Here is a 20829-nt window from a genome sequence, read left to right as displayed (position 1 = left end):
GTCAGGGTGGCGATGACGAAGGGGGATCGTCATGACCGAGTACCCGCCCGGCGCACCACCGCCTCCACCGCCGGGGCAGAACCCGCAGGTGGCTCGCGCCGCGCGCGAGTCGACGTCGAACCGGTCGTTCATCGCGACGTGGCTGTTCTCGTGGCTGCTCGGCGTGCTCGGCGTCGACCGGTTCTACCTGGGCAAGGTCGGCACCGGCATCCTGAAGCTCCTCACCGCGGGCGGCTTCGGCATCTGGTGGCTGATCGACCTCGTGCTCACGCTCACGAACACGGCGAAGGACGCCGACGGGCGCCGCGTCGTCGGCACGACGCAGGAGCAGACGATCGCGTGGATCGTCACCGGCGTGATCGTGCTGTTCAGCTGGGTCGCCGGTGCCGTGACGCAGGGCTTCTCGTTCCTCACCGACCAGTTGCAGCCGTTGCTGCCCTGGCTCTGACGCCGCCGTACGAACCTCCTTACGAACCCCTTACGGCCGCCGCTCCGCAGCGATCGCAGCGGCACGGCGGACGTAGCCTGAGACCATGCCGACCGATCGCGCGCCCTTCGGCTGGTGGCGTCCCGCCGGGGCGGGCGTCGCGGCCGCGGCCTTCGGCGCCGGTGCGGGCGAGCTGATCGCCGCGATCGTGGCGCCGACGACCTCGCCGTTCGCGTCGATCGGGAGCCTGCTGATCGACCTCGCGCCGCCGTGGGCGAAGGATGCCGCGATCGCGCTGTTCGACACGGGCGACAAGCTCGCCCTGCTCATCGGCGTAGGCGTGGTGCTGGTGCTGCTCGGCGGCGTCGCCGGCGTCGTCGAGGCGCGCCGCCCGCGGTGGGGACGCGGCCTGTTCGCGCTCGCCGGCCTGTTCGCCGCGCTCGCCGCGATGACGCGCGCGAACGCGTCGGTGCTCGCGTTCCTCCCGGCCGCGGTCGGCGCGCTCGCGGCGATGGCGGCCCTGTCGATGCTGCTGCGCCGGCTGCCGGCCGAGCAGCCGACGCCCGCGGCATCCGTCCGCGAGGTCGACCGGCGCCGCTTCCTCGCCTGGGCCGGCGGCACGGCGGCGGTGGGCGTGCTCGCGGCGATCGCCTCGACGGCGCTGTCGGCGGGCTCGCGAGCGGTGAGCACGGTGCGGGACGCCCTGAAGCTCCCGACGCCGGCCTCGACCGCGTCGGTCCCCGCATCCGCCGAGCTCGGCATCGACGGGCTGACCCCGGTGATCACGTCGAACCGGGACTTCTACCGGATCGACACCGCGTTGAGCGTGCCGCAGGTCGACCCTGAGGAGTGGCGGCTGCGCATCCACGGCATGGTCGGCCGCGAGGTCGAGCTCACCTGGGACGACCTGCTCGCCCTGCCGATGTCGGAGAGCGTCACGACCCTCGCGTGCGTGTCGAACGAGGTCGGCGGCGACCTCATCGGCACGGCGGTCTGGCTCGGCACCCCGATCCGCGACCTGCTGGCGCGCGCGGTGCCGGATGCCGGCGCCGACATGGTGCTCTCCCGCTCGATCGACGGCTTCACCGCCTCGACGCCGCTCGAGGTGCTCACCGACCCCGCCCGCGAGGCCGTGCTCGCGGTCGGCATGAACGGCGAGCCGCTGCCGGTCGAGCACGGATTCCCGGTCCGCATGGTCGTGCCGGGGCTGTACGGCTACGTGTCGGCGACGAAGTGGGTCACCGACCTCGAGGTGACGCGCTTCGATGCGGCGCGCGCGTACTGGACGGACCGCGGCTGGAGCGCGCGCGGCCCGGTGAAGCTGTCGTCGCGCATCGACGTGCCGCGCATCGGTCAGGCGCTCTCGGCCGGCACGATCGTGGTCGCCGGCGTCGCCTGGCTGCAGCACACGGGCGTCGCCTCCGTCGACGTCCAGGTCGACGACGGCCCCTGGCGTCCGGCGACCCTCGCCACGGCCGTCTCGGCCGACACCTGGGTGCAGTGGCGGTTCGAGTGGGATGCCGCGCCCGGCCGTCACACGGTGCGGGTGCGCGCCACGTCGGCCGACGGCGAGGTCCAGACCGCCGACCGCGCCCCCGTTGCGCCCGACGGCGCGACCGGGCTGCACGAGCGCACGTTCGACGTCGCCTGACGCGGACGGTTCGCCGGCTGCTCGCGTCCACCACGGCGGCACTCGTCCGGGCGCCCCGGCAGCCGTCCTCCACCGGGTGACGCGGTGCTCGTCCGTCGGCGCACGCCATCGGTAGCTCGCCGGATCCGCTCGCCGCGATGAGACCGTTTCCGCACCGACGCTCCGGTACTTCGGTACCGCAACCGCGAGGCGAATCATGCGCCGGCGCGGCGCACGAGACGGAAGCGACAGGGGAGACGCGATGGCGGAACGACCGATCAAGGTCGACGAAGCGACGGACCGGACCGTGACCGAGCTGGCCTTCTTCCTCCGGACGACGAAGAAGGCCGTGGTCGCGACCGCGGTCGCGGTCGCGGAGTACGCGTCACAGGCGGCCCGCTCCCGCGGCGCGGCCCCGGGGCGGGACGCGCGTCAGCCGAGGCGCGGGGTGCGCGGCGGGGCGACGCGACGGGGCGCGAGTGCCTCGAAGGCGGCGCCGAGGCGCAGGAGGGCGGTGTCGTCGTAGGCGCGGCCGGCGAAGGTGAGGCCCACCGGCATCCGGATGTCGGCCATGAGGCCCATCGGGACCGTCACGGTCGGGATGCCGAGGTGCCGCGGCACGAGGTTGCCGTTGGCGACCCAGACGCCGTTGCGCCAGCCGAGGTCGGCCGAGGCGGGGTCCACGTCCATGTCGGCGGGGCCGACGTCGGCCACGGCCGGGAAGGCCACCGCGTCGAGGCCGAGATCGTCCATCCACTGCTCGAGGTCGACGCGGCGGGTCTCCTCGAGGCCGCGGAGGCCCTCCTCGAGCTCGGGCATGTCGTCCCACGTGGCGCCCGGGTTCGCGCGCACCCAGCCCGGGTACTCGGCGATGTCGTCGTCGAAGCCCGTGTAGCGGTCGGGCAGCGCACCCTCGGGCTGCGGGAAGATCCGCGCGCCGTCGACGTCGACGAGCGTCGACAGCGCCGGGTCGCCGTTGGCCTGCAGGAAGTCCTCCCAGCCCCACGCCGAGAGGTCGACGATCTCGCGCTTCAGGAACCCGGGCGTCACCAGCCCGCGCGTCGCGATCGTGGGCGCACCGGGGCGGTCGCCCTCGTAGTTCGACACGACCGGGAAGTCGACGAGCACGACCTCGGCGCCCGCCGCCTCGAGATCGCGGCGGGCGGCCTCCCAGAGGTCGATCACCGAGGCGCGCGTCTCGATGCGCTGCCCGGTCGCGCCGCCGATGCCGACGGTCTCCCCCGGCGCGGCGGTGCCGGCCTCGGGGTCGGCGTTGACGTACATGCGCGGCACGCCGATGCGCGTCCCTGCGAGCGCGGCGGGCGCGCCGGCGGCATCCGTCGCCAGCGCGGGGTACGAGGCGGGGCGCACGACGGATGCCGCGGGCAGCTCGATCCACGTCTGCGCGCGCCAGAAGTCGCCGCGCGTCTCCGGGTCGTCGGCGACGATGACGTCGAGCACCTCGAGCAGGTCGGCCATCGTGCGCGTCTGCGGCACGACGACGTCCATGGTCGGCACGAGCGGCCAGTTGCCGCGCGTCGAGATCACCCCGCGCGACGGCGTGTAGGCGCACAGCGCGTTGTTCGACGCCGGCGCGCGGCCCGACGACCAGGTCTCCTCGCCCAGGCCGAACGCCGCGAACGACGAGGCCGTCGCGGTGCCCGAGCCGTTCGACGAGCCCGAGCCGAACGCGGCCGTGAGGAAGTCCGCGTTGTACGGACTCTCGGCGCGACCGTAGACGCCGCGCTGCATGCCGCCGTTGGCCATGGGCGGCATGTTCGTCAGCCCCAGGCAGATCGCGCCGGAGCCGCGGAGGCGCTCGATCGTGAACGCGTCGCGCTGCGCGACGAGGTCGGCGAACGCCGGCGAACCGGATGCCGCGGTGAGGCCCCGCACGAGGTAGGAGTCCTTCGCGGTGTACGGGATGCCGTCGAGCGGGCCGAGCAGCTCGCCGCTCGCGCGGCGCGCGTCCGAGGCGCGGGCCTCGTCGAGCGCGTCGGGATTGCGGACGACGACGGCGTTCAGCGCGGTGTCCGTCTCTGGCCCGTCGTACGCGTCGATGCGCGCGAGGTACGCCTCGACCAGCTCGACGGCCGTGGTGCGACCGGCCTCGAGGGCGGCGCGCAGGTCGGCGATGGAGGCCTCGACCACGTCGATGCCCGTGCCGGCGTCCGCGGCGGCGCCGGTCGTCTCGGTGCGGATGTCGCTCATCATCGCTCCGTCTCCTCGTTCGGCAGCGCGGGCTGCTGCTGGGTGATGCAGTGGATGCCGCCGCCGCGCGCGAAGATCGGGCGCGCGTCGACGGTCACGACCTTCCGGCCGGGGTAGGCGTCGGCGAGGATCGCCGCCGCGCGCTCGTCGGCCTCGGGCTCGCCGAAGCCGCACGCGACCACGCCGTCGTTCACGACGAGGTGGTTCACGTAGCTCCAGTCGACGACGCCCTCGTCGTCCCGGAGGGTCGCGGGTGCGGGCAGGTCGACGACCTCGAGCCGCCGCCCCGCGGCATCCGTCTCGCCCTCGAGCAGCGTCTTCAGGTCGCGCGTGACCTCGAAGTCGGGGTGCGCGGGGTCGGCCTGGTGGTGCAGCAGCACGCGGCCGGGCGAGGTGATCGTCGCGACGATGTCGACGTGGCCGTTCGTGCCGAAGTCGTCGTAGTCGCGGGTGAGGCCGCGCGGGAGCCAGATCGCCTTCGTCGCGCCGATCGTGCGGGCCATCTCGGCCTCGACGCGGGCCTTGTCGGCGTACGGGTTGCGGCGCGGGTCGAGCTGCACGGTCTCGGTGAGCAGCACCGTGCCCTCGCCGTCGACGTGGATGCCGCCGCCCTCGTTCACGAGCACGGAGCTCACGAGCTCGGCGCCGACGTGCGCGGCCGCGAAGCGGGCGATCTCGGCGGACACCTTCCACTCGGCCCAGGCGGGGGCGCCCCAGCCGTTGAAGGTCCAGTCGACCGCGCCGAGCACGCCGGGCCGCTCGTCGTCGAACACGAAGGTCGGTCCGAAGTCGCGCATCCAGAACTCGTCGAGCGGGGCCTCGACGAGCTCGACCTGCGACCCGAGCATGCGGCGGGCGCGGTCCCGCTCGGTCGGGTCGACGACCATCGTGACCGGCTCGAACTCGGCGACCGCGTGGGCGACCGCGGTCCACGCCGCGTAGCCCTCCTCGCGCTCCCCGGCACCCTCGCCGAGGGTGATCCCCTCGCGCGGGAACGCCATCCAGGTGCGCTCGTGCGGTGCGGTCTCGGCGGGCATGCGCCAGGTCATGCGTCGGCTCCCTCGGTGCGGGCGGATGCCGCGGCATCCGGTTCGATCATGGCAGCGGATGCCGCGCCCGGGCGCTTCGCCGGGTCGCGGTACGGGTCGGTGGTCAGCCACAGCAGCGCGTAGATGCCGGCGCCGAGGACGGGGCCGACGAACGCCGAGAGGTCCGCGCCGCCGAGCGCGGCCGAGATCGGGCCGACGTAGAGCGTCGTGTTGGCCGAGAGCACGGCGATCGTCATGGCGCCGACCATCGCGACCGCGCCGGGCAGGAACACGCCGCCGCGGTACCAGAACGGGCTGCCGGGTCGCGTGTCGTCGAGCGCGGCGCCGTCGTAGCGGTTGCGGCGGAGCACGATGTCGATGGCGTAGATCGACACGAGCGGGCCGAAGACGGTGACGGACAGCTCGAGCGAGGCGCTCAGCGCGTCGAGGAAGCTCGGCGTGAGGAAGAGCACCCAGCCCGCCGCGGCGGTGGCGACGACTCCGGTCACGATCGTGGTCACCGGGCGCGAGATGCGCTCGGCGAGCGCCTGCGCGTAGAAGCCCGTCGAGTAGGCGACGAGCACGTTGTTCGTGATGCTCGAGAGCACGATCATGCCGAGGAAGAGCGGCGTGAACCACGCGGGCACGATCTCGCCGATGGTGAGCTCCGGGTCGGTCATGTCGATCGCGGTGCCGGCGACGACGCCGAGCAGGCCGATGAGCAGGGCGGGCACGAAGCCGCCGAGGGCCGTGTACCAGGCGACGGCCTTCTTCGACACGTTCGCCGGGAGGTACCGCGCGTAGTCGGCGCCGATGCCCCACGAGAGCGGGCTCGAGGCGACGATCGCGAAGCCCAGCATCACGAGCGCCCAGTGCTCGGCGACGGGGAGCGGCTCGACCGTGTAGGCCCAGTCGGCGGCACCGAACACGAAGACCGCGAGGATGACGAACACCACGGCGAGCGCGGCCGAGAACCACGGCGCGAGCGCGAGGATCGTGGCGTGGCCGTAGACGCCGATCACGAAGCTGAGGACGCCGATGACGGCGAGGACGATCCACTCGCCCCCGGGCGGGAGCCCGATGCCGACGTGCGCGAGCAGCGCGATGGCGCCGAGCGTCGCGAAGGCGACGTTGATGATCTCGTAGAACACGCCGATCAGCACGCCGAGCCCGGCGCCGAAGACCTTGTTGCCGCGGATGCCGAACATGGCGCGCATGATCGACACGCTCGGCGAGCCCGAGGCGGGTCCGCTGACGGCGAGCCAGCCGACGAGGGCCCACCAGAGGTTGCCGACGACGGTGATGGCGAGGGCCTCCCAGAGCGGCAGGCCGAGCAGCATGAGCACGCCGCCGACGACGAAGTAGAGGTAGCCGACGTTCGCCGACATCCACACCCAGAACAGGCTGGAGGGGCGGCCGTGCCGCTCGGAGGCGGGCACGTGCTCGGTGCCGTGCTGCTCGACGTGGCCGACGCGGTCGGCGGCCGGCGTGTGGGGCGCGGAGGGCGTCGCGGCGTCGGCGCGGATCTCCTGCGGGGTCTGGATGCTCATGTGCGGAACCTCATCGTTCGACGGCGGGAAGCTCGATCGACCTGATCGATATATTGATCATGCGATCAATAAGGTGCGAGGTTACCTAGACTGTGAGCACGATGTCAACACCCGTCCGCACCCGCGCCGCCCGGAAGAGCCCCGCCGAGCGCTCCGCCGAGATCGTCGAGGCCGCGCGCCTGGTCGCCCTCGAGCACGGCCTCGCGGCCGTCACGCTGCGCGCGATCGCGGCACGCGCCGGCGTCACCCCCGCCCTCGTCGCGCACTACCGGCCGAGCATGGACGTCCTGGTCGCGGAGACGTTCGCGGCCATCGTCGCGGCGGAGATCGACGAGGTGGCCGACCTCCTCGCCGACCGCCCGGGACCGCGCGAACGCCTCGGAGCACTGCTCGACACGCTGCTCGACGGCACGCGCGACGACGTCACGATCGTCTGGGTCGAGGCGTGGGCGATCGGCCGCCGCAACGAGCCGCTCGCGGCATCCGTGCGCGAGCAGATGGACGCGTGGCAGGAGGTCGTCCAGGACGTCATCGAGGACGGGACCGCCCGCGCGGGCTTCCGGACCGAGGATGCCGCGGCCGCGGCCTGGCAGCTCCTCGGCATGATCGACGGACTCAACGCCCAGGCCCTCGTGCGGTGGGGCGACCAGAGCGCGCGCGGATCGATGATCCACGGTGCCGTCGAGGGCATGCTCGGCCTCGAGCGCGGGGCGCTCGCCGCGCGCGACTGACGACCCGGAGCGGTCGGGCATCGCACGACGTCGCGAGTCCGCCGAGCGCGGCGTCGCGACATCCGGAGTCATTCCTCGATTTTCCGTGAGCGAACCTCGGATCCGTGCCAGACTGACGCCATGGGGGCCGACCCGCCGCGCCTCGCGGGGCGCGAGCGCGAACTCGCCGTGCTGTCGCACGAACTCGACGCGGTGCTGCGCGGCGAGGCGCGCACCGTCCTGATCACCGGAGAGCCGGGCATCGGCAAGACCGCGCTCATGCAGGCCGCCTGCCACGCCGTCGGCGAACGCGCCGTCGTCCTGACGGCGCGCAACCTCCCCCTCACGACCCGGGTGCCGAACCTCGCCGTGCGGTCGCTGCTCGCACAGGCGGAGGGCGACGGCGGCGACGCCCCGGCGCGATCGCCCGCACCCGTGCGCCTCGACGACGCCGTGCAGCACCTGCTCCGGGATCGACCGGTCATCGTCGCGATCGACGACCTGCAGTGGGCCGACTCGAGCACCCTCGACGCACTCATGTTCCTCGTGGGCGGCGCCGAGGACCGACCGCTCGGAGTGGTGGCCACGCTCCGCTCCGGCAGCGGCCGCGACATCGACCGCTGGCGCGCCGACCTCGTGCGCCTGCCCGGGACCCGCGTCCTCGACGTCGGACGCCTCGACCGGCTCGGCGTGCGCGACCTGATCGCGACCGAGCTCGGCGCGCCGCCGCATGAGACCCTCGTGACCGACGTGCTCGCGCGGACGGGCGGCAACCCGTACCACGTGCGCCTGCTCATCGCCGGGATCGACCCCGGGTCGCTCGAGGCGCCGGCGACCGCGCCGGGCCTCGACGCCGCGCTCCTGCAGGCGTGGTCCCGGATGCCGGAAGCCGCCCGGGAGCTGACCGTCATGCTCGCGATCCACGGCAAGCCGGTCCGGCCCGCGGTGCTCGCCGAGATCGACCCCACCTGGCACGACGCGCCGCGCGACCTGCGCCCGGCGATCGCGCTGCGCGTGCTCGACCAGGACGACGACGGGCGGCTCTGGTTCCACCATCCGCTCATCGCCGAACTGCTCGTCGCCTCGGTGCCGGCGGTCGAGCGCCGGGAGCGCCACGCCGCGCTCGCGCGCAGCACGCTGCGGGCCATCGGGAGCGGGATGGACGGCCCGGACGTGCTGGTCGACCTCGCCGACCATTACGCGGGCGCCGGCGATGCGGACGCGTGCATCGCGGCGAGCCGACGGGCGATCACGGCGCTCGCCGGCGTCGACGACGCGACGCGGCTGCGGCTGGCCCGCCGGAACGCCGAGCTGCTCGCCGTCGCCTCCGAGGTCGACGCCGCGTTCGAACGCGACGTGCTCGAGGAGTGGGCCGATGCCGCGTCCGCCGTCGGCGAGGACGAGGACGAGTTCGGCGCCGCCACGGCCCTGCTCGAGCACATCGACCGCGACGCCGACCCGACCGGCACTGCCGAGCTGCTGCTGCGTCGACAGCGTCTGCAGTTCCGCATCGGCGGCGAACTGAACACAGTCGCCGCGGCCCGCGAGGTCCTCGAGTTCGCCGCCGCCGACCCCGACGGGCGGCCGTACGCGCTCGCGCTGAGCGACCTCGCGCACGCCGAGAACCTCGCGGGCGACCCTGCCTCCGCCGCCCACGCGGCCGAGGCGGTCGAGCGGGCCCGCCGCCTCGGCGACACCGAGGCCCTCGCCTACGCCCTCGCCGCGGCCGGCCAGGAGGCCGCGCGCACCCGCGACCTCGATGCCGCGGCGCGACTCGCGGAGGAGACGTTCGCGGTCGCCGTCCCGAACGGCCACTACTGGCCCGCCGCGCTCGCCTCGTTCTGGGAGGCGTACTCGATGCCCACCTACCGGCGCGCGGCGACGCGGCTCAGGGAGCTGCGCGAGGTCCTCGTCGCGGCGGGCGCCCCGCATCGCGTGACCACCGCGATGGCGGCGACCGAGGCGTCGAGCTGGCTCACGATCGGCGAGGTGAGGGACGTCCGGGAGGCGCTGCGCTTCGTCCGCACCGAGCAACCGCCCGACTACGTCGACCTCAGCCTTCGCGCCATCGAGGCCCTGCTCGCGGCGTACCAGGGCCGGGTCGACGAGGCCGAGTCGCATCTCCAGCGCGCCCGCGAGCGCTTCCCCCACATCCCCTCGTACGTCATCCCCAGTCGGGCCGTCGCCGAGGGCACGACGAGCATCGTCGCGGGCGACCCCGCCGCGGCGCTCGGGGTGCTCATCCCCGCGATGACGGCCCACCCGGGCACGCACGGCACCGAATGGCTCGTCCCGCTCGCCGCGCGGGCGCTCGCCGACCGCGTCGACGCGGCGCGCGACCGGCGCGAGCCGACGGCCGGCGCGCTCTCGGAGCTCGCGGCGTTCCGCGACGAGCATCCCCAGGTGCTCCCGCGGCGCATGGGCACGTCGTACCCCCGCGACCTCGTCGCGCTCGACGCACTCTCCGACGCCGAGGTCGCCCGGGCGCGGGACGACGACGACGCCTTCGAGCGGTGGGCCGCGGCGGCCGACGCGTGCGCGGCCGCCGAGCTCGCGTGGGAGGAGGCGTACGCGTGCCGACGGGGCGCTGAGCGCGGGCTCGCGCGCGACCAGGGCACGCGATCCCGCGCGGTCGGACTCCTCAGGCGCGGCGCGGCGATCGCCGAGCGGACCTCGTCGGAGGGGCTCGCGGCCGACCTCGAGTCGCTCGCCGCATGGTCGCGCGTCCGGCTGCACGAGGACGTCGCCGTCGACGACGACGCCGTGAGCGACTTCCCGCTCACCCGCCGCGAACGCGAACTGCTGCCGTACATCGTCGACGGACGCACGTACGCCGAGATCGCCGCACTGCTGACCATCAGCGAGAAGACGGTCAGCTCGCACATCTCGAACCTGCTGCGCAAGACGGGCGCGGCGAACCGGGTCGACCTCGCCCGGATGATGCGGCGGCGCGAGCGGTCGGCCTGAGCCGGGGGCGGGCGCTCGACGGAGCTTCCGGAACATCCGCGCAGCTCCACCGGTTGGGGAGGACATGAGCTCCCTGCCGAACCACATGCACGCGGTCGCCGCGACCGGATCCGTCCCGCTCGACGACGAGCGCGCGCTCGTCGACGTGGAGGTCCCGCTGCCCGAGCTGCGGCCCCGCGACCTCCTCGTCGAGGTGGCCGCCGTGTCGGTCAACCCGGTCGACGTGAAGAGCCGGATGCGCCGCCCGGAGGACGCCCCGCCGGTCGTGCTCGGCTACGACGCGGCCGGCACGGTCGTGGCGGTGGGATCCGAGGTCACCCTCTTCGCCCCGGGCGACGAGGTCTACCACGCGGGCGTGATCACCCGGCAGGGCACGGATGCCGAGTACCACGCGGTCGACGAACGGCTCGTCGGCCGCAAGCCCGCGAACCTGTCCATGGCGGAGGCGGCCGCCATGCCGCTCACGACCATCACGGCGTGGGAATCGCTGTTCGACCGCCTCAGGCTGACCGCCGACAGCGGCGGCACGCTGCTCGCCGTCGCCGCGGCGGGCGGCGTCGGCTCGATCCTCACGCAGCTGGCGACCGCGCTCACCGACGTCGCCGTGATCGGCACGGCCTCTCGCCCGGAGACGCAGGACTGGGCGCGTCGCATGGGCGCCGCCCACGTCGTCGACCACCACGGCGACCTCACCGCCGCGGTGCGCGAGGTCGCACCCGACGGGGTCGACCGCGTCTTCACGCCGTCGACCGCCGGTCGCCTGCCCGTCTACGCCGACCTGCTCCGCCCCTTCGGGCAGATCGTGGCTATCGACGAGGACCCCGACATGGACCTGCGCGTGCTCAAGCAGAAGAGCATCGCCTGGCTCTGGGAGTCCATGTTCACGCGCGGCGTCTTCGAGACGCCGGACATGATCGGCCAGCACGACCTGCTCGACGCCGCCTCCGCGCTGTTCGAGGACGGCCGACTCCGCTCGACGCTCACGCGCGAGCTCGCAGGGATCGACGCCGCGGCGCTCCGCGAGGCGCACGGGCTCGTGGCATCCGGTCGCAGCATCGGCAAGGTCGTGCTCGTGCGCTGACCCGCGTCGCGCCCGACGGCGCGGTGTCGGATGCCGCGGCTACCGTGGGCACCAGGACGACGGCGGAGGGAGCCCGATGTACCTGGCCGAGGGCACGGTGGTCACGAGCGCGAGCGACCTGAAGAAGGCGTCCGACTGCGAGTTCGCCTTCCTGCGCGAGCTCGACGTGAAGCTCGGGCACGACACGCGCTTCGAGCCCGTGGCGGATGCCATGCTCGAGCGGGCCGGGCGCATGGGCGACGCGCACGAGCTGCGGGTCCTCCAGCGCTACCGCGACGAGTTCGGCGAAGGCGTCGTCGAGATCGACCGGCCCGACCTGCGCGACCCCGAGCAGCTCGAGGCCGCCGTCGCGGCCACGCGCGCGGCGTTCGAGGCCGGCGCGCCCGTGGTCTTCCAGGCCACCTTCGTCGACGACGGCTTCGTCGGGTTCGCCGACTTCATCGTGCGGCAGCCCGACGGGCGCTACCTCGTGCAGGACTCGAAGCTCGCCCGGCGCGCGCGCGTGACGGCGCTGCTCCAGCTCGCGGCGTACGCGGCCCAGCTCGACCGCCTCGGCATCCCCCGCGCCGACACCGTCGAGCTGCTCCTCGGCGACGGCACGACGAGTTCCCACCGGCTCGCCGACATCGAGCCGGTGTTCCTGCTCCGGCGCGAGCGCCTGCGCCAGATCGTCGCCGAGCGCGTCGCCGCCGACGGCCCGGTCGAGTGGGGCGATCCGAGGTACGCGCTCGACGGGCGATGCCCGACCTGCGACCTCGAAGTGCAGGCGAACCGCGACCTGCTGCTCGTCGCGGGGCTCCGCATCACCCAGCGCGCGCACTTCCACGACGCGGGCATCACGACGATCGACGAGCTCGCGGCATCCACCGGCCCCGTCGAGGGCGTGATGGACGCCACCCTCGAGGGGCTGCGCGTCCAGGCACGGCTCCAGCTCGCGGCCGAGGCCGAGACGCTCGCCGCGGAGGCGGCGGGCACCCGAGGGCCCGACGACCCGCCGCTGCCCCCGCCGGTCGAGGTGCGCGAGCCGGGCGCGCTGGCCGCGATCCCCGAACCCGACGCGGGCGACCTGTTCTTCGACTTCGAGGGCGACCCGCTCTACACCGAGGGCGCCGCGACCGAGTGGGGCCTCGACTACCTGTTCGGCATGGTCGACGTCGACGAGCGGTTCACGCCGATCTGGGCGCACTCGTTCGCCGAGGAGCGCGCAGCGCTGCTCGCCTTCCTCGAGCTCGTGCGCGAGCGCCGGGCGCGCCACCCGAACCTGCACATCTACCACTACGCGAGCTACGAGCGCACGCACCTGACGTCGATCGCCGCGCGGCACGGCGTCGGCGAGGCAGAGGTCGACCAGCTGCTCGCCGACGGCGTGCTCGTCGACCTCTACCCGATCGTCAAGCGCGCGGTGCGCGTCGGCAGCCGTTCGTACTCCATCAAGAAGCTCGAGCCGCTCTACATGGGCGACGAACTGCGCGAAGCCGACGTCAAGTCGGGCGGCGACTCGATCCTCGAGTACGTCCGTGCCCGCGAGCTGCGGGCCACCGGCGGGCTCGACCCGGCCACCGGGCTCGAGGGCGAAGCGGCCGCGCAGTTCGTGCTCGACGACCTCGCCGAGTACAACCGCTACGACTGCGTGTCGACGCTCCGGCTCCGCGACTGGCTGCTGGGGCTCGCCCGCGACCACGGCGTGGCGCCCGTGCCCGCGCTGCTGCTGGCCGAGCCGACCGGCAAGCAGTACGAGACGAGCCCGCTGGCGTCCGAGCTCGCCGCGCTGGCGGGCGGCGCCGACGAGCGTCGGGACGACCCCGACCGCACGGCGCTGGCCCTCGCCGCTGCGGCCATCGACTACCACGATCGCGAGGCCAAGACCTTCTGGTGGGGCCACTTCTTCCGTGTCGAGCAGCCGCTCGAGGCCTGGGAGGACCACCGCGACGTGCTCGTCGTCGACCCCGCCCGCACCGTGGTGCTGCACGACTGGTACCGCGAGGGCCGCCAGCAGTTCGACCGGCGCGAGTTGCTGCTCCGCGGGCGCATCGCGCCCGGGTCGCGCTTCAGTGCGGGCGCCGAGCTGTACCTGCTGTACGACTGGCCGGCGCCGTTCCCGTCGTTCTCGCGGCGGCCGGGCTCGCGGGCCCTGGCGAAGGCCGTCGTCGTCGAGGCGACGGCCGACGGGGTGCGCATCGAGGAGCGGTCCACCGCCGACGACACCTGGCGCGAACTGCCGTTCGCGCTCGTCCCGGGCCCGCCGCCGCAGGCGGGACGGCAGAAGGGCGCCATCGCCGAGTGGGCCCGCCCGATCGTGGATCTCCAGCCCCGCTGGCCGAAGGACGCGGCCGTCGACCTGCTGCGCCGCATCCCGCCGCGCACCAGGTCCGGGGCGCTCGCACCGCTGCCCGACCACGACTACGTCGGGTCGGTCGTTCGGTCGCTCGGCGACCTCGACGACTCGTACCTCGCGGTGCAGGGCCCGCCCGGCACGGGCAAGACCTACGTCGCGTCGCGCGTCATCGCGCGCCTGGTCGGCCACCACGGCTGGAAGGTGGGGGTCGTCGCACAGTCGCACGCGGTCGTCGAGCACCTCCTCGACGCCGTCGTCGAGGCCGGCCTCGACCCGCGGCTCGTCGCCAAGGCGCCCAAGGACCGCGACGACGGGGTGGCGCGCGGCTGGACGACGATCGAGAAGAACGGCGCAGCGGCGTTCATCGCGGCCAACCGCGAGCGCGGCTTCGTCTACGGCGGCACGGCGTGGGACTTCGCGAACGCCGACCGGGTCGGCCGTCGTGCACTCGACGTGCTCGTGATCGACGAGGCGGGTCAGTTCTCGCTCGCCTCCACGATCGCGGCCTCGGTCGCGTCGCGGCGGCTCCTGCTGCTCGGCGACCCGCAGCAGCTTCCGCAGGTGAGCCAGGGCACGCACCCCGAGCCGATCGACATGTCGGCGCTCGGCTGGATCGCCGACGGGCACGACGTCCTCCCCCACGAGTTCGGCTACTTCCTCGCCGAGAGCCGTCGCATGCACCCCGACCTCGCGGCCGCCGTCTCCGAGCTGTCCTACGAGGGCGAGCTCGCCTCGCACCCCTCCGCCGCGTCGCGGTCGGTGCAGGGCGTCGCGCCGGGCCTCGTGCCCGTCCCCGTCGAGCACGAGGGCAACACGACCGAATCGCCCGAGGAGGCGGCCGAGGTCGTGCGCATCGCGTCCTCGCTCGTCGGCCTGCCCTACACGGGCCTCCGTCAGGGCGACGGCGACCCGGTCGCCGATGCGCCGCGACCGCTCGAGCCCCGCGACCTCATCGTCGTGACGCCGTACAACGCGCAACTCGCGATCGTGCGTGCGGCGCTCGACCGCGCGGGCCTGGCCGACGTGCCGGTCGGCACCGTCGACAAGTTCCAGGGGCAGGAGGCGGCGGTCGCGATCGTCTCGCTCGCCGCATCGTCGGCGACCGCGGCGCCCCGCGGCGTGGAGTTCCTGCTGCTGAAGAACCGGCTGAACGTCGCGATCTCGCGCGCCCAGGTCGCCGCGTACCTCGTGTACTCGCCCGGGCTGCTCGACGCCCTGCCGCGCACGCCGCAGGGCGTCGCGCAGCTGAGCGCGTTCGCGCGGCTCGTCGGCGTCGAACTCCCGGTGTGGGCCCCGGAGCCCGTCGGCTGAGCGCGCGCCGGTGAGGCGCCGCCGGCGATGGCCCGCTCGACGACCTCAGGCGCCCATGGGCTTCTCGATCGCCTTCGCGATGCGGCGCTGTCGCGTCTCGTCGGTCTTGGCGTCGGTGATGGCCGTGACGTGGGCCTTCTGGTGGCTCGGCGCGAGGCGGTCGTAGGCCTCGCGCGCGCCCGGGGTGGCATCGAGCGCTGCAGCGAAGTCCTCCGGCGGCTCGACCGTGCGGGGCGCGGTGTCGAGCTCGAGCTCGACGGTGATCGGGTCACCGCCCGAGATCCCCGTCGCGGCGCGCTTGTCGGAGCTGAACGGGATCAGGTGCCGGCCGCCCATGACGGCGAGCGTGCTGCGGTACTCGAACCCGTTGACGCGCACGACCACCGGCGCCCGGCGGCCGCCGCCGAGCTCCTCGACGACCTCCGCGGGCACCTCGATGCCCGTGTTGTTCCCCGTCTGCGACATCGTGGTCTCGAACTGCATGCCCCGAGCCTCGCACCCGGTCGCCGCATCCGGAACCCCTGCGGCGGCCGCGCCTCCGGTCGCTGGGAATACCGCACAGGATACCCACGTAGGTTATGTGCATGACCTCCCCCACCGACCTCACCCCTGCCCGCATCACGATGTACGGCGCCGCCTGGTGCGGCGACTGCCGCCGGTCGAAGTCGCTGCTCGACCGCCGCGGGGTCGAGTACGACTACGTCGACCTCGAGGTGGTCGTCGAGGGCGCCGAGCGCGCCAAGGCGATCTCCGGTCGCACGAACATCCCCGTGGTCGTCTTCCCCGACGGCACGCACTTCACCGAGCCCACCGACGCCGAGCTCGGCGCGAAGCTCGACGCGTTCGAGCTCGACCAGGACGGCGCCGCCGCCTGACCCACCCAGGGGGTCGCTTTTCTCAGGAGTCATCCGGCGTGTCGCTGCGCGCGACGGCGTGTCCTCCTGAGAAACGAGGGCGTTCCGCGGAACCCTCCTGAGAAACGCATTCGGCGGGCGCGGGCGCCGGCGCCGGGTGGCCGGCGCGCGGGCGTCAGGCGAGCGCGGGCATGACCTCGCGCTCGTAGAGCTCGAGGCCCGATCGGTCGTACGCCAGCTCCGGGAAGTAGTGGATGGCGTAGCCGAGGCCGCGGTCGCGCATGTCGATCAGCTTCTCCACGACCTGCTCGGGCGTGCCCACCGCGATGGCCGCGTCGGACCGGAAGTCGTGGATGAAGCGCGCCGCCGCCTTCGGCCCTGCAGACCCGGCGATCCGCGCCTCGACGGCCTGCAGCCGGCGCTCGACGTCGGCCTCGTCCTCGCCGATGACGGTGTTGAAGTTCGCGCTGCGCACGATCGAGTCGAACTCGCGCCCGAGCCGGTCGGCGTGCCCGCGCAGCACCTCGCTCTTGTGGCTGAACTCCTCGGGGCTGCCGTAGAAGTTCGTGTAGGCGGCGTACTTCGCCGCGATCTTCAACGTGACCTTCTCGCCGCCGCCCGCGACCCACATGGGCACGCCGCCCTCCTGCAGCGGCTGCGGCTGCACGATCGCGTCGTCCACCTGGTAGAACTCGCCGTCGAGGCGGGCGCGTCCGGTCGTCCACGCCTGGTGCATGATCTCGACGCCCTCGCGCAGCATCCGGAGCCGCTCCGGCGCGTGCGGGAAGCCGTACCCGTAGGCCCGCCACTCGTGCTCGTACCATCCGGCGCCGATGCCCATCTCGAGGCGGCCGCCCGAGATGACGTCGACGGTCGCGGCGACCTTCGCCAGGTAGGCGGGGTTGCGGTACGCCATGCAGGTGCACATCTGGCCGAGCCGCACGCGCGACGTCGAGGCCGCGTACGCGGCCATGAGCGACCACGCCTCGTGGGTCGCCTCGGTCTCGCTCGGCACGGGCACGGTGTGGAAGTGGTCGTAGACCCAGATCGACTCCCACGGCGAGCCCTCGCGATCCGCGTGCTCGGCGAGGCCGTGCATCGTCGACCAGTGGTCGGCCGGCTCGATGCCGACGAGGTCGTGGCGCCATCCCTGGGGAACGAAGAATCCGAATCGCATCCCGCCAGCCTAGGGTCGTGATCTCAGCGCCAGCCCTGATGTCGGTGGCCCTTGACATCCGTACCGTCGGCGAACATGGCCCACACCATCGATCACGCGCATGTGCATGTCGACGACCTCGCCGCCGTCGCGATCACGACCGGCGGCATCCGCGTCATCCACCTCTCCGGGGTCGCCTCGTGCCCCAGCGAGCTGTGGCGGGTCGACATCGTCCCGAACCGGTCGCCGCTCGCGACGACCGCACCCGACCGGATCGCGATGGACCTGCGGTCGGCGCCGCCGCGCCGCCGTGGTCGGTTCCGCTCGGTGAAGGTGCCGTTCGAGGCGATCATCGAGGACCGCCACACGACCGAGCTCGAGCTGCACTTCGAGTGCCAGCCCGCCGTCGTGCTGCCGGTGCTCGAGGCCGACGGCTCGTTCGGCGCGGGCGCCCGTGCCTCGGCGCCGCGGCGGGGGCTCGCGACGGCCCGCGCGGTCGCGCACGCCCGGACGGCGACGGATGCCGCTCGCGGCGCGCTGCACGCGCTGCGTGACGCGATCGCGATCGCGCCGCCGCGGATGGCCGTCGCGGTCTGAGCCGACGCGTCCCGAACGCTACGCCAGCGCGAACCTCAGTTCCGCCATCGCCGGTCCCGACCACACGACGTCCTCGAGGTCGTCGCCGCGCACCGTGACGACCTTGCCGCCGCGCGCGATGACGAGCATCGCGAGCTGGGGAAGCAGGTCGCCGGCGTGCGTGCCGTCCGGGAGGGCGTCGCCGTTGCCGTGATCGACGGCGAACTCGATCGCCCCGGACTCGTGGTCGAGCGTGCCGTTGACCGACGTCGTGAAGTCGAACCACAGCCGCTCGACGGCGCCGTCGGCGGCGAGCCGCCCGATGGCGGCGAGGTCGCGCTCGACGCGCCCGGCGCTGCCGTCCGCGAGGTCGGTCAGCGCGGTCTTCGCCTCGTTCACGTTCAGCTGGGCGAGCTGCTGGCGCAGCTCGACGTCGATCTCCGCGGCACCGAGCCGGTCCGGGCCGCCCGGCACGGCGACGACGCGACGGCCGTTGTGGGCGCGGTCCAGGAACGAGCTGAGCAGCGGCTCGGCCGCGAACACGAACAGCGGCACCCGGGCATCGGGGTCGTGCTCCTGCAGCTCGTGCCAGACGGCGTCGGCGACGCGCTTGGCGTAGATGTCGTGGATCTCGGGACGACGGTCGTCCTCGTTCGTGCCGCGGTCGCCGTGGCCGCCACGGCGTCGCTGGCCGACATCGCCCGGCACCCGGTTGGCGGCGTCGTCGAGGTTGCGGGGCAGGCTCGGGTCGAGCGGCATCTCCTCGGCGCGCGCGGTGGGCAGCGCATGCCAGAGCGCCCACTCGTTCGAGGACAGGGTGACCGCGAAGGCCTCCTGGTCCTGGCTGGGCGCCCGGAGCAGCTGGCCGAGCACGAAGTGCGAGCCGACGTGGACCGCGTCGTCGAGGCGGTTCGGCAGCACGTAGACGTCGGTGAACCCGGGGGCGACGAAGATCGCCATCGATCGGGAGAGCCCGGCCCAGAGTCCTCGGTCGCCGAGCACGCCGTCGCGCTCGGACTTCAGCGCCTCGACCTCGCCCGCCTCGGCGCCGTTCCCGCGCAGCCGGTCGATGGCCTCGTCGAAGGCGCTCTTCACCGCGACCTCGGCGCGCTCGCGCTCGCTGACCACGGGTGACGTGGATGCGTAGATCGTGATGGCCGGGTGGTGCTCACCCGCCAAGGTCCCGAAGTCGGTCGTGGTGGGCAGCTCATGGTGAACCGTCATTCGTCCCTCCCCCAAGGTCGTGCGACGTCGTCGTCGCGTGTCCCCCAGCCTAGGAAGGTCGGCGCGGAACCGACAGACCCATTCGTCCGCCGTGACCGCACGCGCAACGGGCCCGGCATGATGGCCGGGCCCGTCGCGGAGTCGGTCGCGTCAGCGGCCGACCGGGTGGTTGGAGCGGATGACGCCCGTGGGGTCGACGGCCTGCTTGACCGCGCGCAGCCGCGCGAGCCGGCCGTCGTCGCCGAAGAAGCGCGAGCTCGTCGTGGGGCGCTCCGCGAAGTTGAGGTACTCGAGCCCGGCGCGCCACGGCTCGACACGCGAGAAGAGCCGGCCGAGCGAAGCCACGACCGCGTCGTGGGTCTCGGGCACCGAGATGCCGACGGCGTACACGAGGTACTCGGCCTCGAGCCCGGCGGTGGCGCCGGGAAGCGGCAGCCCCCGCTCGACCGCGAGCTCGACGGCCGCGGATGGCGCGAACGCGCCGCCCAGGTGGCGGATCTCGACCGAGAGCAGCGCGGTCTCGGCATCGGGGCCGACGGCCGCCACGACGGCGCGCACCGCCTCGGCGGGGAGGTCCTTCAGCATCATGCCGTCACCGTGCCCGGGCGTCGGGCCGGGCGGGTCCATGTGCAGCTGCAGCAGGTCGGCGGGCGCCTGCTCGTGCACGGTGTCCATCGCGGGCCCGAGCGCACGGAGCGGGGCGAGCAGGGCGTCGGCGCGGTCGGCCGACTCCTGGACGACGGCCTCGACGAGCACGAACGACTGCCCGGAGAGGAACGGCGGCAGCTCCGGCATGGCCGGGAACCGCAGCACTCGGCCGACCGAGGTGACGGTGTCGGGGACCGATCGGGTCCACTCGGCCCAGGCCTGCAGGACCTCCTCGGACCGCTCGATCGGGAAGAAGAGCGCGCCGGCGACCACCCGGTCGAGCTCGAGCAGCCCGAACTCGAGGGCGGTGACGACGCCGAAGTCGCCGCCGCCGCCGCGGACCGCCCAGAACAGCTCCGGGTCGTGGGTGGCGTCGATGCGGCGGAACTCGCCGTCGGCGGTCACGAGCTCGATGGCGACGACGTGGTTCGCGGCCATGCCGTGCGCGCGGCCGAGGAACGAGACGCCGCCGCCGAGCGTGTAGCCGACCACGCCGACGTCGTGGCTCGACCCGGCGAGCGCGGCGAGGCCGTGCGGTGCGGTCGCGGCGACGACGTCGCCCCAGAGGGCGCCCGGCTCGACGCGGGCGATCCGCTGCGTCGGGCGCACCTCGACGCGGCGCAGCTCGTGCGTGCGGAGCAGGATCGCGTCGGCGAGTCCGCGGCCCTCGGCGAGCGGACCGGCGTTGTGCCCGGTCGCCTGCGGCGCCACGGCGAGGCCGAGGTCGCGGGCGGCGCGGACGGTGCGGGCGACGTCGGCGATCGAGGCGGCGACGACGACGGCGGCGGGCCGCTGGGCGACGGCGAGGTTCCACGCCAGCCGGTCGGCGTCGTACTCGGGGTCGCCGGGGAGGGCGAGCCGGCCGTCGAGGCGCTCGGCGAGGATCGCGAACGATTCGCGGAGCGACATGGCGGGTGCGGCGGTGGTGGTCCGGGACTCCACGGCGTCGGCCGTGGTGGTGTCGTAGGCGAGGTTCACTGGTGGTTCCTTCCGGAGTTCTGGGGGTCGTGGGCCGGGTGGTGGCCGAGCGGCCTGGTCCGACGGCCGCCCGGATCACCGGGGGCGCTCACGACGGGTTCCATCCAACGACCCGGCGACGGGGCGCAGATCAGGACGGTCCC

Annotated in this window: 15 protein-coding genes; 8 read left to right on the top strand and 7 right to left on the bottom strand. The window is 73.8% G+C overall.

Annotation, left to right across the window (positions count from 1 at the left end; translation table 11 throughout):
- Positions 1 to 31: 31 nt before the first annotated feature.
- Together ABD230_RS10020 and ABD230_RS10015 are read left to right on the top strand one after the other, a co-directional pair.
- On the top strand, positions 32 to 448 hold the full coding sequence (locus ABD230_RS10020) for a TM2 domain-containing protein (protein ID WP_344372608.1): 417 nt from the start codon (positions 32 to 34) through the stop codon (positions 446 to 448).
- A gap of 85 nt (positions 449 to 533) precedes the next feature.
- A complete protein-coding gene (locus ABD230_RS10015; protein WP_344372605.1) occupies positions 534 to 2078 on the top strand; it encodes a molybdopterin-dependent oxidoreductase in 1545 nt (514 codons plus the stop codon).
- A 411-nt stretch (positions 2079 to 2489) separates the two neighbouring features.
- On the opposite strand, the gene ABD230_RS10010 is transcribed toward ABD230_RS10015, so the two are convergent.
- The 3 genes from ABD230_RS10010 to ABD230_RS10000 are packed head-to-tail and all read right to left on the bottom strand — an operon-like array spanning position 2490 to position 6846.
- A complete protein-coding gene (locus ABD230_RS10010) occupies positions 2490 to 4268 on the bottom strand; it encodes an amidase (protein ID WP_344373301.1) in 1779 nt (592 codons plus the stop codon).
- Positions 4268 to 5317: an agmatine deiminase family protein gene (locus ABD230_RS10005; protein WP_344372602.1), complete on the bottom strand. Its 1050-nt coding sequence runs from the start codon at positions 5315 to 5317 to the stop codon at positions 4268 to 4270. The genes ABD230_RS10010 and ABD230_RS10005 overlap by 1 nt, the downstream gene beginning before the upstream one ends.
- The gene (locus tag ABD230_RS10000) at positions 5314 to 6846 is read right to left on the bottom strand and encodes a purine-cytosine permease family protein (protein WP_344372599.1); all 1533 of its coding nucleotides are present in this window, start codon (positions 6844 to 6846) and stop codon (positions 5314 to 5316) included. Before ABD230_RS10000 ends, ABD230_RS10005 begins: the two co-directional genes overlap by 4 nt.
- Before the next feature lie 101 nt (positions 6847 to 6947).
- Here ABD230_RS10000 and ABD230_RS09995 point away from each other — a divergent pair, with 101 nt between their 5' ends.
- The 4 genes from ABD230_RS09995 (at position 6948) to ABD230_RS09980 (ending at position 15250) form a co-directional block, all read left to right on the top strand.
- Positions 6948 to 7577, top strand: coding sequence for a TetR/AcrR family transcriptional regulator (locus ABD230_RS09995; RefSeq protein ID WP_344372595.1), 630 nt, complete (start codon positions 6948 to 6950; stop codon positions 7575 to 7577).
- Between the two features lie 120 nt (positions 7578 to 7697).
- A complete protein-coding gene (locus ABD230_RS09990) occupies positions 7698 to 10523 on the top strand; it encodes a helix-turn-helix transcriptional regulator (RefSeq protein ID WP_344372592.1) in 2826 nt (941 codons plus the stop codon).
- Positions 10524 to 10587: 64 nt separating this feature from the next.
- Positions 10588 to 11604: a zinc-binding alcohol dehydrogenase family protein gene (locus ABD230_RS09985; RefSeq protein WP_344372589.1), complete on the top strand. Its 1017-nt coding sequence runs from the start codon at positions 10588 to 10590 to the stop codon at positions 11602 to 11604.
- A 76-nt stretch (positions 11605 to 11680) separates the two neighbouring features.
- Positions 11681 to 15250, top strand: coding sequence for a TM0106 family RecB-like putative nuclease (locus ABD230_RS09980; protein ID WP_344372586.1), 3570 nt, complete (start codon positions 11681 to 11683; stop codon positions 15248 to 15250).
- Positions 15251 to 15295: 45 nt separating this feature from the next.
- On the opposite strand, the gene ABD230_RS09975 is transcribed toward ABD230_RS09980, so the two are convergent.
- Complete coding sequence (locus tag ABD230_RS09975; RefSeq protein WP_344372583.1) at positions 15296 to 15733, bottom strand: YdeI/OmpD-associated family protein; 438 nt, start codon at positions 15731 to 15733, stop codon at positions 15296 to 15298.
- A gap of 101 nt (positions 15734 to 15834) precedes the next feature.
- Here ABD230_RS09975 and ABD230_RS09970 point away from each other — a divergent pair, with 101 nt between their 5' ends.
- Positions 15835 to 16125 (top strand): glutaredoxin family protein, encoded by a 291-nt coding sequence (locus tag ABD230_RS09970; protein ID WP_344372579.1) that lies wholly within the window; start codon positions 15835 to 15837, stop codon positions 16123 to 16125.
- Between the two features lie 154 nt (positions 16126 to 16279).
- On the opposite strand, the gene ABD230_RS09965 is transcribed toward ABD230_RS09970, so the two are convergent.
- Complete coding sequence (locus tag ABD230_RS09965; protein WP_344372577.1) at positions 16280 to 17281, bottom strand: LLM class F420-dependent oxidoreductase; 1002 nt, start codon at positions 17279 to 17281, stop codon at positions 16280 to 16282.
- A 75-nt stretch (positions 17282 to 17356) separates the two neighbouring features.
- On the opposite strand from ABD230_RS09965, the gene ABD230_RS09960 reads away from it, so the two are divergent.
- The gene (locus ABD230_RS09960) at positions 17357 to 17857 is read left to right on the top strand and encodes a hypothetical protein (protein ID WP_344372574.1); all 501 of its coding nucleotides are present in this window, start codon (positions 17357 to 17359) and stop codon (positions 17855 to 17857) included.
- Positions 17858 to 17875: 18 nt separating this feature from the next.
- On the opposite strand, the gene ABD230_RS09955 is transcribed toward ABD230_RS09960, so the two are convergent.
- Complete coding sequence (locus tag ABD230_RS09955) at positions 17876 to 19060, bottom strand: hypothetical protein (protein ID WP_344372571.1); 1185 nt, start codon at positions 19058 to 19060, stop codon at positions 17876 to 17878.
- A 150-nt stretch (positions 19061 to 19210) separates the two neighbouring features.
- Positions 19211 to 20686 (bottom strand): FAD-binding oxidoreductase, encoded by a 1476-nt coding sequence (locus ABD230_RS09950; RefSeq protein WP_344372568.1) that lies wholly within the window; start codon positions 20684 to 20686, stop codon positions 19211 to 19213.
- Between the last annotated feature and the right edge of the window lie 143 nt (positions 20687 to 20829).

This window comes from Agromyces tropicus (assembly GCF_039531345.1).
GTDB classification, from domain to species: Bacteria; Actinomycetota; Actinomycetes; order Actinomycetales; family Microbacteriaceae; genus Agromyces; species Agromyces tropicus.
Note: the sequence above shows the minus strand (reverse complement) of the source record. Positions and strands in the feature narration are given on the sequence as shown.